General features: G+C 29.5%; 12 protein-coding genes and 1 pseudogene. 8 read left to right on the forward strand and 5 right to left on the reverse strand.

Annotated features, from left to right (window positions below; translation table 4 throughout):
- Nucleotides 1–10: 10 nt before the first annotated feature.
- Nucleotides 11–928: a 5'-3' exonuclease gene (locus MAGB_RS03040; RefSeq protein ID WP_004024333.1), complete on the reverse strand. Its 918-nt coding sequence runs from the start codon at nt 926–928 to the stop codon at nt 11–13.
- 1 nt (nt 929) lies between these two features.
- Nucleotides 930–3863 carry a DNA polymerase III subunit alpha gene (locus MAGB_RS03045; RefSeq protein ID WP_004024334.1) on the reverse strand — a complete coding sequence of 978 codons (2934 nt, stop codon included), beginning with the start codon at nt 3861–3863 and terminating at the stop codon, nt 930–932.
- Nucleotides 3864–4092: 229 nt separating this feature from the next.
- Between MAGB_RS03045 and MAGB_RS03050 the strand changes: the two genes are divergently transcribed.
- Complete coding sequence (locus MAGB_RS03050) at nt 4093–5514, forward strand: LppA family lipoprotein (RefSeq protein WP_004024335.1); 1422 nt, start codon at nt 4093–4095, stop codon at nt 5512–5514.
- A 115-nt stretch (nt 5515–5629) separates the two neighbouring features.
- Here the strand turns inward: MAGB_RS03050 and MAGB_RS04670 are convergent.
- Together MAGB_RS04670 and MAGB_RS03070 are read right to left on the reverse strand one after the other, a co-directional pair.
- Nucleotides 5630–7020 (reverse strand): annotated as a pseudogene (locus MAGB_RS04670) (Mbov_0186 family lipoprotein).
- Between the two features lie 232 nt (nt 7021–7252).
- Entirely contained in the window at nt 7253–7702 is a 450-nt protein-coding gene (locus MAGB_RS03070; RefSeq protein WP_004024336.1) for a hypothetical protein, read from the reverse strand.
- 320 nt (nt 7703–8022) lie between these two features.
- On the opposite strand from MAGB_RS03070, the gene mnmG reads away from it, so the two are divergent.
- The 4 genes from mnmG (at nt 8023) to MAGB_RS03090 (ending at nt 13276) form a co-directional block, all read left to right on the forward strand.
- Nucleotides 8023–9864: a tRNA uridine-5-carboxymethylaminomethyl(34) synthesis enzyme MnmG gene (mnmG, locus tag MAGB_RS03075; protein WP_004024337.1), complete on the forward strand. Its 1842-nt coding sequence runs from the start codon at nt 8023–8025 to the stop codon at nt 9862–9864.
- Entirely contained in the window at nt 9851–10303 is a 453-nt protein-coding gene (locus MAGB_RS03080) for a 23S rRNA (pseudouridine(1915)-N(3))-methyltransferase RlmH (protein WP_004024338.1), read from the forward strand. Before mnmG ends, MAGB_RS03080 begins: the two co-directional genes overlap by 14 nt.
- A gap of 109 nt (nt 10304–10412) precedes the next feature.
- Entirely contained in the window at nt 10413–12131 is a 1719-nt protein-coding gene (locus MAGB_RS03085; RefSeq protein ID WP_004024339.1) for an MATE family efflux transporter, read from the forward strand.
- A gap of 128 nt (nt 12132–12259) precedes the next feature.
- Nucleotides 12260–13276: a hypothetical protein gene (locus MAGB_RS03090; RefSeq protein ID WP_235750744.1), complete on the forward strand. Its 1017-nt coding sequence runs from the start codon at nt 12260–12262 to the stop codon at nt 13274–13276.
- Here MAGB_RS03090 and rsmD read toward each other — a convergent pair whose 3' ends face one another.
- Entirely contained in the window at nt 13277–13825 is a 549-nt protein-coding gene (rsmD, locus tag MAGB_RS03095) for a 16S rRNA (guanine(966)-N(2))-methyltransferase RsmD (RefSeq protein ID WP_004024341.1), read from the reverse strand.
- 67 nt (nt 13826–13892) lie between these two features.
- Here rsmD and def point away from each other — a divergent pair, with 67 nt between their 5' ends.
- From def to parE, 3 genes are all read left to right on the forward strand, one after another.
- Nucleotides 13893–14456 (forward strand): peptide deformylase, encoded by a 564-nt coding sequence (gene def, locus MAGB_RS03100; RefSeq protein ID WP_004024342.1) that lies wholly within the window; start codon nt 13893–13895, stop codon nt 14454–14456.
- Between the two features lie 9 nt (nt 14457–14465).
- Nucleotides 14466–15884: a CvpA family protein gene (locus MAGB_RS03105; protein ID WP_004024343.1), complete on the forward strand. Its 1419-nt coding sequence runs from the start codon at nt 14466–14468 to the stop codon at nt 15882–15884.
- Between the two features lie 104 nt (nt 15885–15988).
- Entirely contained in the window at nt 15989–17914 is a 1926-nt protein-coding gene (gene parE, locus MAGB_RS03110; protein ID WP_004024344.1) for a DNA topoisomerase IV subunit B, read from the forward strand.
- Nucleotides 17915–17925 lie beyond the last annotated feature (11 nt).

Raw genomic sequence — 17925 nt, forward strand, 5'->3', positions numbered from 1 at the left:
TTATAGGTTTTTAAGTCAATTTATACTTAGGTAAAAGTACATTAACATATGTATCTAGAACACTGTCAAAACCAAATTCTTTTAGTATTTCTATTGCTTTATCTTGATTAAGGATTATTTGATAATCATCTATATTAGTGTCCATTTCAACATCTGAATTTAATATAGCTAATTTTTTGCAAAAATGAGCTGATTCACAATCATTTTCTAAATATTCTTTAGTTTTGCCAGTAATTTTATTTATATTTTCATAAATTGCTTCCAAAGTGCCAAATTCATTGAGCAAACTTATAGCCTTCTTAGGCCCAATTCCAGCAACGCCTTTTAGTTTATCTGACGAATCACCAGCCAAACCTTTATAATCAGGAATTTGATTAGGATTAATTCCGTATATATTGGCAAATTCATTGATTGTTTCTAGTTTGTATTCAGTAAAATTCCCAACTTTTTTAATTACTTTTATTATGCTATTGTTCTCATTAACTAACTGAAGTAAGTCTTTATCTTTAGAATAAATATAGTTATTAAATTGAGAATTATGTTTTGCAACTGTTGCTATTAAATCATCAGCTTCATAGCCAACTTTTTCAAATCATTTGATATTCATTGCACTAAGAATTTTTTTAGCTAGATCAAATTGCTCAAAAATGATTTCTGGTGCCTTTTCTCTACCAGCTTTATAATCATAATACTCTTCATGTCTTTTAGTTTTGCCTTTAGCATCAAAAGCAATAAACATATGTGAAGGATTATAAAATTTAATTAGCTTAAATAAAGTTTGAAAAAACACATGAACACCATTAGTTGTTGTGCCATCTTTAGCTACTAGAACGCTATTAGGATTATATTTATTATATGAGGCATAAAACGATTGAAAAATCAAGAAGTTGCCATCTACTAAAAGCATAAGTTTATTTTCACTGTTCATACTATTCAATTCCTTGTCATGAATCTAGATACATTTTATTGCCATTTGAGCGAATATGGGCTTCAATAATGTCGCCTTTATTTAAAGTTCTATATTTAGATAAATTGTTTTTGTTAACAAAAAATGTGTAATTTAAGGTGCGGTCACAGACTTCGATAATTGCATATGGCCTGTCCTTAGGCTCTTTTTTAACCACTATCTCAATAGCAGTGCTAAAATTACCCTGCATTTTTAATAAATCAGACAATCTATATTTATATTTTTTTTCGTATTGCACTGTTTTATAGGCATTATAGATATTTCCAAGCAATTCAATTTCATTTCTCGATTCCTCTTCTAGATTAAATTTAGATTGCATCTCGATGTTTTCTGAAGCTTTTTTATAGCCTTCAAAGTCTAAATTATTGACTATGTCGCTAAATGAATTAGCGCCCTTGCTAAGCAAATTGTACTCTTCTTGCATAAGTAAATCTACGCCATTAATATAGTCTTGGTAGCCAAAAGCACGAAACACATTTGCTCTAATTAGTGTGCTAATCATTGCATTTTTTATGCCTGCAAATCTTAAACGCAGCAAGATTTCAAAGAGCGATAAATCTTTATATTGGCCATTTTCCTTAATATCTAGCGCAATCTTTTTAATACTTTCAGCCCCTAAACCTTTAATCATATTAAAAGGAAGATAAATATCTCCATTATCAACTATGGCTGAGTTAGTAAAATGAATAATGCTTGGCGAATAAACACTAAAATTCATGTTTTTTAGTTCATTAACAAACGAAGCAATTTTATTTTGATCGCCATATGAATTAGAAATAAGAGCGCTAAAGTAAACTTGTGGATATCTAGCTTTATAGTAAGCCATTTTCATTGTTAAGTAAGCATATGATACTGCATGTGATTTATTAAATCCATATTGAGCAAATTTTTCAATTTTGTCATAAATTTTGGTTAGTGATTCAATACTAAAATTATTTTTAAGTCCGCCTTCAAAAAAAGTTTTTCTATATTTATGCAGCTCTACTTCATTTTTCTTGCTTATTGCTCTTCTTAATAAATCAGCCTGTGCAAAAGACATTTTTGCAACAGCCTGAGATATTTCCATTATTTGCTCCTGATAGATGATAATGCCATATGTTGGGGCAACAATTTCATCATATACCGGATCTATTTTTTCAATTAATTTTGGATTTTTTCTGTTATTTGCATAGTCTTTAATATATTCTTTTGGCCCAGGTCTATAAAGAGAAATAATAGCAAAAAGGTCTTCAAAACTTTGAATGCCAACTTTTTTAATTGTGCTTTTCATTCCTGAAGATTCAATTTGAAAAAGCCCTTCAGTGTTGCCATTATTAAGCAAGTTTATAGCCATAGGATCTTGTAACTCTAAGTCATTTTCATAGACTAATTCGTCAAAAAGCTTAAGCTTACTAATTCTTTTTTCAATGTGCTTAATTTCTGTCAAAGTTTTAAGTCCTAGCAAGTCAATTTTTAGTAAGCCAAAGTTTTCAACAAATTCCATTGGCACTTGTACTTGCAAGAATGAATAAGCATTTTCAAACACTGGAACATATTCATTTAAATCTTTATCAGAAATAATTAAACCTGCTGCATGAATTCCGTATTGACGAGGCAACCCTTGTAATTTTGAAACATGATTTATAAACTTTTCATAGTCTTTTAATGACGATACTTCTTTATTAAAAGTTAAATTTTTTGCAAATTCTTCTTCAATTGATGAATAATTTGCAAAAGCATTTATAGACTTACTTATTCTATTAACATCAGAAAGAGGAATATCAAGCATTCTTCCTACATCTCTTATAGCTTGCTTGGTTCCCATTGTTTGAAAAGTTGAAATAACAGCCACCCTATTTTTGCCATATTTATTTTGTAAATAGGCAAAAATTTCATCACGTCTGTCATCTTGAATATCAATGTCAATGTCTGGTCATGAGACTTTATCAATATTTAAAAATCTTTCAAATAATAGATTGTACTTGAGAGGATTGATTTTAGTAATTCCTAATAAATAACTAATCAATGAACCAGCAGCACTACCTCTGCCTGGTCCAATTGATATACCATTACTATCAGCATACTCAATCATATCTGAAATTATTAAAAAATAGTTAATAAAACCTAGTTTTTTAATCACTGAACATTCATAATTTATTCTGTCATTAACGGCTGTTTTATAGGGCAATAAAGCTTTTTTGTGTTTTATAAGTCCTTGTTTTATTTTTTCAATAAAAAGCTCGTAGTTCTTTTCATCACTTTCACAAAAAGAAGCTAATTTAAGCTCTTTTTTAGGAAAAGTCACATTGCAGTTATCAACAATAAAATTAATTCTAGCTAAGAAGTCAGGATCAGTTGTATAGTCTTCAAAATAACTAAAATTATAATTAGCTTCTTTATTGTTTCCTAGTTTTAAAAGAATATTAAGGGTTTCGTTGTCTTCAACATCAATTAATTTGTTTTCTTTTACATAAATTGAATTAGGAATTGAAGAATCTGGCGAAGAAATATAGTAATTTTTATTATCAGAAAGCTTATGATGTTTATTTTTTGCATACAATCCATTTGAAGGGTGATCAATAATGAAAAGATTGTAACTAATAATGTCGCTGAGCTTAATTTCTTCTCTAGATTTTTTTAAAATCAGTGAGTTAATTAGCTTAAAACCTTCATAATTTTTAGCAAGCAAAATAAATCTAGATTCTTCAACATCTAAATCCACTCCAATAATTGGCTTAATTTCATAAGCAGTGCATTGTTTTAAAAATTCACCTAAAGCAAACATATTATTATGGTCGCTTAAAACAACAGCCCTTTTGCCGTTTTCTTTAGATAGTCTAACTAAATCTTTTACTTTAATTAATGATTCTAAAAATGAATATTCAGTGGTGTTATATAAGTCTATAAATTCATTCATATGATTATTATATTTTATTAAGCAATTACAGAAAGCATCAGGGAGGATTATTTATTAAAAATAAATAATTTTGTTGATTTGCATAAATCAGAATTATCTTAATTTACTTAGGCTTGAAAATATTAAATTTTCCTAAAGAGACTATAAAACAGTCTTATCAGAATAACAGCATAATTATTTGGTACATTCAGTATTAAAAATATAAAATTATCTTTGTTAGAGGTTATTTATGAAGAGAAGTAAAAAGATTTTATTAACTGCTGCTTTTGTTCCACTGCTAAGCACTGCTTTAGCAACAAAATGTGAGGATAAAGATAATAATGGTAGTACTCAAAACCAGCCCACAACAGTGCCAAGCGATCCTTTATTGCCTAAAAAACCGGACGAATCACAACCTGAGCCATCAAAACCTGATGATACCACCAATAATAATGATGTTAGTTTCAGTGATATAGAATCATTAAGCAAAAGTTTAAAAATAGCAAATTATTCATACAGCAAACTAGATCCAAAGACAGCTTTAAATGAGATATTAAAAGACGAAAGCATCTTTTTTAAAGACGTTTTCGGCGAAAAAGTCTTAGAGTTATATACTCTAAAAATTAGCTCAGAATCAGTTAACTATGATTTTGATAATGGCTTACTAATTGATCTTTCAATTAGTTTTACAAAGAAAAATGTTACAAAAACATTTATTTTTACAGTTGCTGGATTCAAAAAGAAAGAACAAAATAGCAGCAGCACAAACAAGAAAGAGAATTATATAAGTGCTAAAGAACCTGATGAAAAAATTAAAGGCTTATTCCCATCATTAATTGCTAGAATGCTTTTATATATTGATAATCCAGAAAGATATAACGATATTACAAGTAGTAATAAAGTGAATTATGAAGCATTATTAAATGCAAATGGCAAATATTTTAGTTCTGACACTATACCATTTGGACCCGGAACTAAAGAAGCGTTTTTTGCATATGATAAAAATTTAAAAGAAGAGTACATTGATAAAATTGTTGCGGCTGGATATGATGATAGTGCAGGTACTTTACAATTAGAAGTTGAAATCAAAAACAATCCAGAGAAGAATAGCAATGAGCCATCAATAACCAAAACTTTTTCTTTTGCAGGCTTAAAAAAGGCAGATTTGCAAAATACAACTAACAATGTAATCGGTTTTTCACTAACTCCTATGTCTTTTAAGAATTTACAAATTATTAAAAGCATTTTATCTAAAAGAACTAAAGACAGCATTAAGGCAGGAGAAAACATACTAAAAGATATTGAAAAAAGTCAACAAAAATTTTTAAAGCAGAAAATAGTAAGTGAGCTCAATGTTTATATAAATGATAGTAACAAAGCATATCAAGATGGCTTTAGCCAAACAGCGAAAGTGTTGGATTTACCTTCATTAGGAAATAGTTTTGTGCTATATCCATTTTTTACTTGGATAAGTAATGAATCTATATTTGATCTAAAGCTAGAGTTAGCAAATGGTGACACAGGCAAACTAAAGCTTTCATTTAATATTAAGCTGCCAGTTTTTGCTCAGGGAATTGGAGACCTAAAGGATTATTCTAACTCAAATAACAAGCAGATATTGATTCCTGTTTTTACAGAAGCAAAAATCGATCAGTTTACATTTAAAAAATAAGTCAGAAACAAACAAAAAATTGAGCATGACTCAATTTTTGCATATTATATAATTCCAAAAACACTATAAAACAGGGGTATAAACAAAATTGCTGCATTATAGTTATTGTATTAAACTATGATGAAGACTTTTCTAAACTTTTTAATATATTAGGCAACAATTGCTCTCAATCTTTTTTATGTATATCATTTATGTTTCAGCTCTCAGGGGTTATAAAAAACTCGGTATTTTTTGACTTAGGATCTAGTTTTAGTAAGATGATGTAATCTAAAAAGACATTTTTGTCATATTTACTGTTGTTTTGGCCACCATAATTCCCAGTAGCAGTGATAGCCAAATTCCCACGTGTAAATTTACCAAAATCATAAGTGTTTATTTTCAAAACACTAAACTTATTCCCTTTTAACTTGTTTATAGGTTCTAACAGTTTGTTAAATCAATATACCTATTCCAATTTCACTTTCTAAAAGATTACTTTTTCTAGATTTTATTTTCTTTATAAAATTAAAAAATTCCCTAAAGCTCATTGATTTAGGCCTATAAGAAAAATTAATACTTATGTCATTAACTGGTGCTTCAGAGTCTGAGCTATATTTTATTGCATTAGCACTAATATCATTTATTGAATAAGTGTTATTAAATTTAAATGTCAAAGCGTTTATGTTTTTTTGAATCAATTATTAAAGTTTCCTTTTTAACATCAAAAATGCCAAACTTTCGATACTTATTTATTACAGAATAGTTGTTTATTGTTGCAAAGGAGTTCAAGATTCTTTTTATCATTGTAAACGTTAAAAGCACTGCTTTCAACTTTTACATTTTTCCCAGCATTTATAATTGCTTTGTCATCAGGCTTAACAAAGTTAGCCATTGTGTCTATGTATTGATTGAGATGTGGATACAACTTAAGCAAATTTTTGTGAATATCATTAAGCAGAAGATAAGACAAATTTTGTCAGTAATTATTATCAGCATGATCTTTGATTAGATATTTTCTCATTGATAATTCTTTTGCATATTTAATGCCATCAAAGTAAGATAAATTGTCAAGAGTTAAAGTTTTATGAACATTTTTTGAATCGTATTCTTTTGCAACTTTTGACTCTTAAATTTTATTTGAACAAAACAAATATCTGTTTTCCCAGTATAGTACAAGTATGAAATGTATTCGTTTTCAATTCCTGGAAACTCATAATTTGGTGCATAAGTAAAACTAGATATTAGCTTAAGAAATTCACCAATTTTCTTTTTAACTTCAGGACCATATTCCAAAACTCATTTATCACCCAAACTAAATACTTGTATTCTGTTATCAATAATCTTTCTGATTTTGCTCTCAAAAATATCAGTATTTAAATAAATAGAGAGTTCGCTTTCATTAGAAGTTTGATAAAACGTCCCACAAGATGATGAAACAAGCATTGGAATACTTATAGCAAAAGGCAATGCTGATTTTATCAAAAAGGAACCGGCGCTACTTCCACTACATTTGCATAGTTTTTTTATTCATACATTTTCCTTTAAATGTTCTCAGTATTTTTAATTAACTTATTTAGCTTATTCATAGTGCCAAAATTATAATTACATTAATAAATTTTTGAATTTATGAGTGGAATAAGTTAGTGCATTTAACTATGATATTTAAAATATAAACTATGATTTATAAATAAAAAAGTGCTAGAAATAATCTAGTCGCTTTTTCGATTTCTAAACAGGAAAATTTTAATAAATTTCATTTTTAGCTAAGATCAGGAACAACAATAGGAAATTTAATTTTGTCCATATTACTATTCATAAATCTCATTGCGGCATCGTAAATTAGCGACGGTATGAATTGTTCCTTTTCGTCTGTGCAAACATCAAAATAAGCATCAAACTCATCAAGCCTCATCGCAAACATTATAGAGCAGCTTGCTTTTCTGAATGATTCTATTGTTTCTTCTGTGTATATTGATGCATCCTTATTAACTTGATTGAATAAATCCATTAGTGTTTGTGATTCATCATTTATGTGCACTAGCATAGATGAAAAGAAGTAAATTATGTCTGCATTAGCAAAAATCACAAATGCTCTATCAGACTTAGTAAAAGTTGCTTTATGTTCTAATATATTATCGTCTTTTATAACAAAAGTTGCGTTATCGTTAGTTTTAAGTTTATAGATTTTGCCGATATTTATTTTTCCCATACTTGGATTATATTCTAATTGTTCAAAGTTAAATAATGCTAAAATAGAATGGCAAAATACATTCACAATGTATATTGCTTATAAATAATTAAGAGTATCTTTTTTCAAATTATTATTTTAATAAATACAAATACTAATGATACATACATTTTAGATGCTATATTATACTTACAATGCTATAAAACAGACTTGTATGCAAAATAGTTTCCTTATATTGATGATGGAATAAATGCATAGATACTAACAATATTCTTACTTTTCTAATATTAAGCAATTTATGTTGATATATTTATTAATAAATATATTAAAATTTATAAACTATGAATAAGAAATACGATGCTATTGTTATTGGTGGGGGTCATGCTGGTCTAGAAGCTGCATTTGCAATTTCACACAAAGGACACAACACACTTTTATTAACTTTTAACTCTAAAAAATTAGGAATGATGCCATGTAATCCATCAATTGGTGGGCCTGCCAAAGGAATTATAACTAGAGAAATTGATGCTTTAGGCGGAATGCAAGGTCTATGAGCTGACTTAGCAACTATTCAGCTTAAGATGCTTAATCTTTCAAAAGGCCCTGCAGTTAGAGCGTTAAGAGCGCAAATTGATAAAGAAAAGTATTCACAGCTTGCCTATGAATATGTTTTAAAGCAACCTAATTTAGAGTTATTAGAAGGTGTAGCAGAAGAAGTTATAGTTGATGAAAATGGCTATTTTAAAGGAGTTTTAGTTGAAAATATTGGTTTAATAGAAGCTAAAGTTTGTGTTATAACAACAGGCACATATATGAACTCTAGAATTCTAAGAGGCCAAGATATTACAACAAGTGGCCCTGATAATGAAAAAACAACCCCTAAATTAAGTGCATCATTAGCAAAATTAGGTTTTACATTGCAAAGACTTAAAACTGGAACTCCACCAAGAATTTATTCTGATTCAATAAACTTCGATGAAGTTGAGCAAGAAGTATTAAGCGACGTTAATATTTCTTTTTCATCGCGCTCAAATTTAAAAATGCCTAAACAAATAGCATGTTATTTAACTTATACAACCCCTGAAACTCATAGAATTATTGAAGAAAACATTCATCGCTCTCCTATGTATTCAGGAGTGATCGAAGGAATAGGGCCAAGATACTGCCCTTCTGTTGAAGATAAAATTGTGAAGTTTCCTGATAAAGAAAGGCACCAAATTTTCTTCGAACCTGAAACAGCTGATGGAGCAATTACATATGTAAATGGCTTATCTACATCTATGCCAATTGATGTTCAGGAGCTAATGATTAAGTCAATTCCAGGATTAAGAAATGCTAAAGTACAAAAATGAGCATATGCAATTGAATATGATGCTCTAGATCCATTGCAGCTTAAAGAATCTTTAGAAACAAAACTTGTACATAATCTTTTTACAGCTGGCCAAATTAACGGAACTAGTGGTTATGAAGAAGCCGCTGCACAAGGGCTTATAGCTGGTATTAATGCAGCACTAAAATTAGAAGACAAAGATCCAATTGTGATTTTAAGAAATCATGGATATATTGGCGTTTTGATTGACGATTTAGTAACTAAAGGTACAAAGGAACCTTATAGAATGCTAACTTCTAGGGCTGAATATAGATTATTATTAAGAAATGATAATGCTGATGACAGATTAAGCGAATATGCCTATAAATCAGGAATGATCAGCAAAGATGAGTATCAAAAAGTTTTAGATAAATATAAGTTAATTGACGATGAAATTCAAAGATTAAACACAACATATTTATCTGGTAAAAGCGATGTAGCATTAAAATACAACATTACAAATGGTTCAACATTATTAAACGTTATTTCTAGACCTGATGTAGATCCAAGCGACATTATTCCAAACTTTCCATATTTAGAAGAAATAACTACAATGGTGCGTTTACATGGCTATATTGAAAAGCAAAAATCAGATGCAAATAAGGCTGTAAGGTTGGAAAATTTAAAAATTCCTGAAGATTTAAATTACCTTGATGTTAAAAATATAGCTATTGAAGCTAGACAAAAGTTTGAAAAAATTAGACCAGCTACAATTGGTCAAGCTAGCAGAATAAGTGGAATAAATCCTGCTGATATTCAAATGTTAATGTTTCACTTAGAATCAAGACACAAGAAAAATTATGACCAAAATTAAAATAGTTGCCGTTGGTTCGCTTAGTCCTAAATTCAAAAGTTTATATGAGGAATATGCTAAGCAAGTAAGCCACTTTTGCTCTTTATCATTGTCTGAGCTTAAAGAATTTAGTGAAGAAAAAAATATTGAAGTTAAAAAAGAAAAAGAAACTAAATTGATTTTAGAATCAATATTGCCTAATTCTAAAGTGATTTTACTTTCATTAAAAGGCAAGCAAATTGATTCAATTGCTTTTTCTAAATTAATCGAAATGAACACAAATCAAAGCATTACTTTTATAATAGGCGGCTCTGATGGAGTTTGTGAAGAGTATTTTGAAAGCGCACAAAAGTTATCTTTTTCGCAAATGACGTTTCCACACCAGTTATTTAGAATCATGTTAATTGAGCAAATATATAGGGCTTTTATGATTCTAAACAATAGTAAGTATCACAAATAATTTGCCTGTTTTACAGGCTTATAAGTAAAATGTTCTTAAACATTAGGAGGCTGTTATTCATAAGTCAGTTAGTGAAAAACAGGAAAGAGCCAGAAAATTATTCGGTGAAATGCCTATTTCTAAGGCTATATGAATAGTTGCCATTCCTAGTTTATTAGCATCTATGATGGTTGGTCTATATTCATTTATAGATCAAATTTTCATATTGCAATTTGTACCTAAATACAGTAATGTTTTTGGTAATGCTGATAGCGAAATAGTTAAATATTTAAATCTTGGCCTTCATAATGTAGGTGCCAATGAAATATTTAAAAGTTATAGCCAGATGCTTAGTGCCTATAACGAGCAAGCTGCTATTGCAAATGTATCAAAACTAACTGTTATAAATTCAAATACTATTGTCTCAACCACAACTGCTTCATTTACTCCATTAATTATTTTTTCTAATGCAATTGTATATTTAGTTCCTGTGGGATCATCAATTTACTACACAAAATGTATAGGCAAAAAGCTAGAAAAAACAGGCAAAAACTTATGAGCAACTATGTTTTGGGTTAGTGTTATGCTCTCTGTTTTTTCATCTCTCGTTACTTTTACAGCAATATGAACAGGATTGATAGACAAAATTGCAGGAGTTACTACAATTGATCCAGCAATTGCACGCAGTGCAAACGTTAATGTTGAAAGATTACAAGATTTTTATAATGCAGCACACAAATTAAGTGTTGAATGAGCAAAACAATACATTTACATTTATGCCAGCGCGACTGTTTTACAGTGCTTAACGCTTTATTTGTCTTACTTTATCCGTTCTGAAGGTTATAACACCTATGTAATGGCTTGTGGTATTGCGGCCAACCTTATAAATATTGCTTTAGACGCTTTATTTATAATAGTTTTTAAAATGGGGGTGCTTGGCGGAGTTGTTGCCACAGTTATTGGCTGATTCTTCAACACATTTGCCTACATTATTTATATAGTTGTAAAGGATAGAAAGCAGAAAACGTGGCTTTCAATTAAAAGTTTATTTAAGTTTAAATTTAACAAAAAATTACTTGGCCCAATTTTTTCACTTGGTTTAGGCGGCTTTTTAAGAACATTTGGGATAGGATTTTCATTCATTGTTATGAACCTATTGATTGCAAATTCTCACTTTGCAATGCCTGAATATTTCCAATTTTTTTGAGCAAAAGGTCAGCCAATTGTGAGCTTATTCTTAATCTCTATTTTTGGAATTAATGATGGAGCAAGAAGCTTATTTTCATACAATTACACACTAAGAAAATTTGACAGATGTAAAAAAGTTTACTTATGAACAATGCTTATTGCCTTGCTTTATTCAATAGTTGTTTACGTTTTTGTTGCTGCAACTGCTAATAATATCTGAGTGTGAATTTTAAATGTTGATAGTGACAAAATTGAAGGAACTGCGACTTTTATTAGAATTATTTCACTTAGAATTCTTGCTGTATCATTAGTTATTAACTCCTTACTTGCCTTTCAAGGAGCTAATGACGTTGAGAAAACTATATTTTCATCAGCATTTGAAAACTTTATTTCATTTATTATTGTCATTCCTATATCCTATGGAATTGCCTATAGTGTCTATAAAACAACCGGAAACAAAGAAATTGCTAACTGAATTATTGTAGGTGCTTTTGTTTTTAACTGCTTATTATCATCACTAGTTTTAATGGGCTTTTCTTACTGATTCGTGTTTAAAAAATTAGAGAAAATTGACCAAACAAAGCTAAACTGAAGCAGAAAAATTGAGCACAAATTCTTCGAAATGGCTCAGCAAGCTGAATTACTTGAAACACCATATTAGCTCAGTATACAATATCTAGAATTTTGAATGCTATATTAAGAATAAAATTAATATATAAAAACCAAAAATTGTTAAAATTCATATATTATTAATGCATACAAATAAGCTAAATAAAAAAGGAGGCTTAAATGACATCAATAACTTCAAATATGCATCATAAGTATGATGAAGTTTCAAAAGAACTTAATGCATTGTCTAAAGATGAGTTCAAAAAGATGCTTAAAGAAAAAACAACAACTGAAGCTAAAAAAACATTCCTTTTCTTTATTCTATCTATCTCATTATTATCTTTAGCACTTTTACTTTTAATACCTTTAATACTTTTTAATAAACTAGATCCTTGAGCGGTAAAAAATGCTACTGAAGCTTCTAAAGAAATACCTATTTCAACTACAGCAAGAAACATAAGCTGAGCTCTTTTTGCTTTAATAATACTTTTTATGCTTGCTGGCTCATACATACTTTCTTTATACTTTTCAAATAAATTCAAAACCAAGCAACAGGCTTATAAAAAAGTTGACTTTGCACCTGTGATTTCTAAAATATTCACTTATGCTAATTTAGAATTTTCTAAACCAGAAGAAATTAACACTGAAGCCTATAAAACAGCCTTAGAAATGTATTCAAAAGAAGATAAAGTTGAAAGCGCAACTGTTGTAAAATCATTTACTGCACATGATATTGATAACAAAAATGAATGAGCTATTAACGAAGTGCAAGTTTTAAGAAATAACAATGTAAAAGACAATATTTTACTTTTAGATTGCACTGTTAGTCAAGAGTTTATTAACAAGTCACAACACTCAAGTTTTTATGCCTTTAAACAACTTAATAATAAAGAAGAACTTATTAAAAATATTGATTCTGAATTTATCGAATTAGACAGTGAAATAGGCTTATATGCCACAAATGATATGCTTTCAAAAACATTAATTGATGATCTTAAAAAATTCGCTTCAGAATTTAGATTAGAACAAAATGGCTTTGGATTTTTATACAATGAAAAATCAGCAAAATTAAGCATATGATTTAAGTCACAAAATGAATTATTTAGCATATTAAAATCTGTTGACGTTGCATCAACAATACTAAACCATGTATGATTACTAACTGAAATTATGAACAAGACATCAATTTTAATTTAGTTAGTTTATATGACTAATATATAGAATATGGACTTTTCCATATTTTTTATTTTTTTGAACCATAAGACCTTCAGGGAGGCTTATTTTTTCACTATCATTAGTTTCAACAACAATTAGACCATTAGGAGATAAAAAGTTATTAAGCTTAATTAATTTTATGCATTCATTAAGCAAATCATACTCAGCATATGGCGGATCTAGGAAAATATAGTCAAAAACTCTGCCGGTTTTCGACTTTAAAAATGCAAGCGCATTAGTATTAAAGACATCTATATTATTTATTTGCAAAGCATTAATATTTTCATAAATTATCTTAACTGCTTCTTTATCTTTCTCAACTGCCACGGCCTTCATTGCATAGTTACTTACAGCTTCAATAGCCATTGATCCTGAGCCTGCAAAAAGATCTAGCACGATTTTTCCTTCAATTTGCATTCTGATTGAAGAAAAAATGGCTTCACGAACCTTGTCCATTGTTGGTCTAATATCTTTAGATTTTGGCCAATTTAAAAGCCTGTGTCTATACTTGCCTGAAATAACTCTTATCATCTGCTTCCTTATGGTCTTTAATAAATCAATTATATAAGCATCAATTTTTTTAAATTATAATATTTCTATGAATGTTTATAATGTAGATTTAGTTAAGCTACCTAAAAAGGTTTTGAGAAAAAAATCAGAAAATGTTCCTATTCCATTAACTAGCGAAGACATTGAGCTTGCAAAAACAATGATTTATCATATTGACGATAGTCAAAAGCAAGGCTCTAAATTTCAAGCAGGAGTTGGTGTTGCTGCTGTTCAATATGGCATTTTAAAAAGAGTTTTTTATATTAATATAACTGAAGACATGGTTGATGATAAAAGCCAAGTGTTAAGAGATGTCTTTTTTAATCCCATTGTTATAGCTATGTCTAACTCAAAAATCGCACTTTCACAAGGCGAAGGATGCCTAAGTGTTGGCAGAAATATACCTAATCAAGCAGGGCTTGTTTATAGGCATAAAAGGATTGTTATAGAGGCCTATTCATATTTTGAGAAGAAAATAAAAAGATATGATCTTAGTGGCTATCCAGCAATTGTTGCTCAGCATGAATTAGATCATTTAGAAGGCAAGTTGTTCATTGACAGAATAGATAATAATAATCCTTGAGACTCTTCTAAAGGAGAATTAATTTATTAAGGAGCAATTATGAAAATAATCGAAAGTTTCGAAAAAATTGCATTTAATTCTTGGTCTATTTTGATTCCCATTGTTTTAGTAATCTTCATCGTTGTTTTAGCTATATTATCTGGCTTAAAAAGAGGAATTTATGGTGGGCTAATAATTTTATTATTTGGCCTAGCTGGCTGAATTGTAGGCTTATTCGCTGCTAAACCTATAGTTGATTTTATTGTGCAAAGAACTAAAATAACTCTTCCTGGTAATAAGCAAATTGATGCTGAAATATTACGAAAAATGTTTTATGGTATAGCTATGTTTGGAATTCAAGCACTATTTTTAATAGTTGCTGAAATAATTTCGCTAATTTTAAGAAAAGTTATTAGAAAACCTCTTAAAAATATGCGTGAAAATAAAGTTTCAACAGTTGGAAGCCGTTCAATAGGAGCAATTTTATCAACTGCTGGAATAGTCCCTTGTGCAATATTAGCCGCTAATGTTACTGGATTTATGACTACAAACAATAAAGTTATTGAAGCTAATGACAAGATGCTTAGTGCAATATCATTTAAAAAAGCTGAAGGTGTTTCAAGATACACCCCTGGGCTAATTGCTAGTGCTAAAATTGGTAATGATTTATTAACATCAAATAATGAGAGCAGTAATAATGAATCAGTAATTAACGCATTCGAATGGTATTTGCAACAATTTGTAAGACCTGAAAACTATATTTTGGTTTCTTCTGATGATAAAGGTCATGCTAAACCTATATTAAGTGCAAATGTATTAAAAAATATTCATGATAAAAATGAACAACAAAAAGTTATAAACGGATTAATTCCATTTATTCTAGGCGACAATGCAAAAAAGAAAAATGCAATTTCATTATATTTTAACTTCAACACATCATCAGAAAGCGATGCGCTTAAATATGATAAAGCATCAGAAAAAACTGAGATATTAACTGACAACAGTCAGAATGCTCAATCAAAGCTTAGTAATATTGGAACAATAAATAACATTTTTGAACTATATACTGCAACACCTGAATCATTTCAAATAGTTGAATACTTGAGTAAATTAGGACTTGACGATTCTCAAGCATCTCAAGGTTTTAATGAAATATATGAACTAGTGAATCAAACTGAACCTGTTTGAGACATTTTAAATGCTGCTCAATTAAAGTTTAATATGCATCCTGATTACAAAATAAAAGTTTATGGCAAGGAATATGTAAGCAGAATGAAAGACATATTGTTTGATTTGTTTGAAAAAAATACTTTTGATAAAGAAAAAGGTAAAAGCAAGTTTATATATGACAGAGGCGAGCTTAACGAAGAGAAAATGAAAGAGTGAGTAACAATTCAAACAATTCATCAAAAAATCTACTGAATAGTTTCATCAGTTATTGACAATATGTTCATTATTCCTGAAGATACAAGCAACTAGCTTGTATTTTTATTTATCTTTTTAGGCTGTTTTATAGGTATAAACATCAGAAAGGTAATCTAAATAACAACATTAAGCAACCATCATTTTTAGATTATTATATAATGAATTATATGAGTAATTCTAATTACGATGCAAGTAGTATTCAACAATTAAAAGGCCTAGAAGCTGTTAGAAAAAGACCTGGAATGTATATAGGGTCAACTGACGTTAATGGTTTACATCACTTAATTTGAGAAATAGTTGATAACTCAATTGATGAAGCATTAGCTGGCGAAGCAAACGAAATTATTGTTATTTTAAAAAAAGACGGATCCGTTATTGTTTCCGATAATGGTCGCGGAATTCCTGTTGGCAAAACTCCAAGTGGCAAAAGTGCTGTGGAGTTAGTTTTTACTGAGCTTCATGCTGGTGGAAAATTTAATGAAGGCGCCTATAAAACATCAGGCGGGCTACACGGAGTTGGTTCATCAGTAGTTAATGCCTTAAGCAATAAGCTAAAATGCCTTGTTTATAGGGATAAACATATATATGAGACCATTTTTGAAAACGGCGACAATATTGTACAAAAAACCCATGTTATAGGCTCAACAAACAAAAGAGGAACCTCAATTCAATTCTGGCCAAATTATGAAATATTTAAAAAAGCTAAGTTTAATTTTGAGACAATTGCTGAAAGATTAAGAGAAAGTAGCTTTTTAATTAGCAATCTTTCTATTAAATTAATTGATGAGCAAAGCGAAAGAAGTGAAGAGTTTAAATACTCAAATGGTATTAAAGCTTTTGTTGAGTTTATTAATGATTCCAAAACCGCTTTATTTAACGTTTACTCCTTTAAACAAGTTGTTAACGAAATAGAAATAGAGTGTGGCTTTCAGTACACTGACGGGTTCAATGAAACAATACTTTCATTTGTTAATAATGTAAAAACTAGAGATGGTGGAACTCATGAAATTGGTCTTAAGTCTGCTATAACTAAAACATTTAATGATTTTGCGCTTGATGAAAAAGTATTAAAAGGCAAGAATACATTTGATGGCGAAGATGTCCGTGAAGGCTTAACTGTAGTATTATCGGTCAAAATACCTGAAAAATATTTAGAGTTTGTGAGTCAAACAAAAGATAAATTAGGCACACCTGAAGCTAAAAGTGCTGTAGAAGAAGCAGTAACTAAAAATCTAAAAACATGAATAACTGAAAACAAGCAAATAGCCAAGAAAATTTTAGAGAAAATTAAACGTGCATCCGATTCTCGTGAATCAGCTAGAAAAGCACGTTTAGAAGCCAGAAAAACTAAAAGTGTACTTAAAGAAAAGCAAATTTTAAGCGGAAAATTAACTCCAGCGCAGACTAAAAATATTAAAGAAAAAGAGCTTTTCTTAGTTGAAGGGGATTCAGCCGGCGGATCAGCTAAATCAGGCAGAGACAGAAGATATCAAGCCATCCTGCCTCTTAGAGGAAAAGTTATAAACACTGAAAAAGCAAGGCTAATTGATATTCTTAAAAATGAAGAAATAAACACCATAATTAATGCAATAGGCGCCGGCATTGGGTTGGATTTTGATATAAGTAAAATCCAGTATGACAAAGTTATTATAATGACTGATGCTGATACTGACGGGGCGCATATTCAGATATTACTTTTAACCTTTTTCTTCAGACATATGCGCAAATTAATTGAAGAAGGAAAAGTTTATATCGCTTTGCCTCCTTTGTTTAAATTGACTATAAACAAGGCAAAAAAGGAAATTTTATATGCCTGGGATGAAAACGAATTAAAAGAACTTTTGCAAACTAAAATGAAAAATGCAGAAGTGCAAAGATATAAAGGTTTAGGTGAAATGAATGCTGATCAGTTGTGAGAAACAACTATGAATCCTGAAACTAGAACATTAATTCAAGTAAGAATTCAAGATGCTGCCTTAGCAGAAAGAAGAGTTTCAACGCTAATGGGCGATAATGTTGAATCTAGAAAAGAATGAATTAACAAAAATGTTAATTTCACATTAGAAGATGACTTTGAAATATAACTTTATAGGTA

Source organism: Mycoplasmopsis agalactiae 14628 (genome assembly GCF_000266865.1).
Lineage (GTDB): Bacteria > Bacillota_I > Bacilli_A > Mycoplasmatales > Metamycoplasmataceae > Mycoplasmopsis > Mycoplasmopsis agalactiae_A.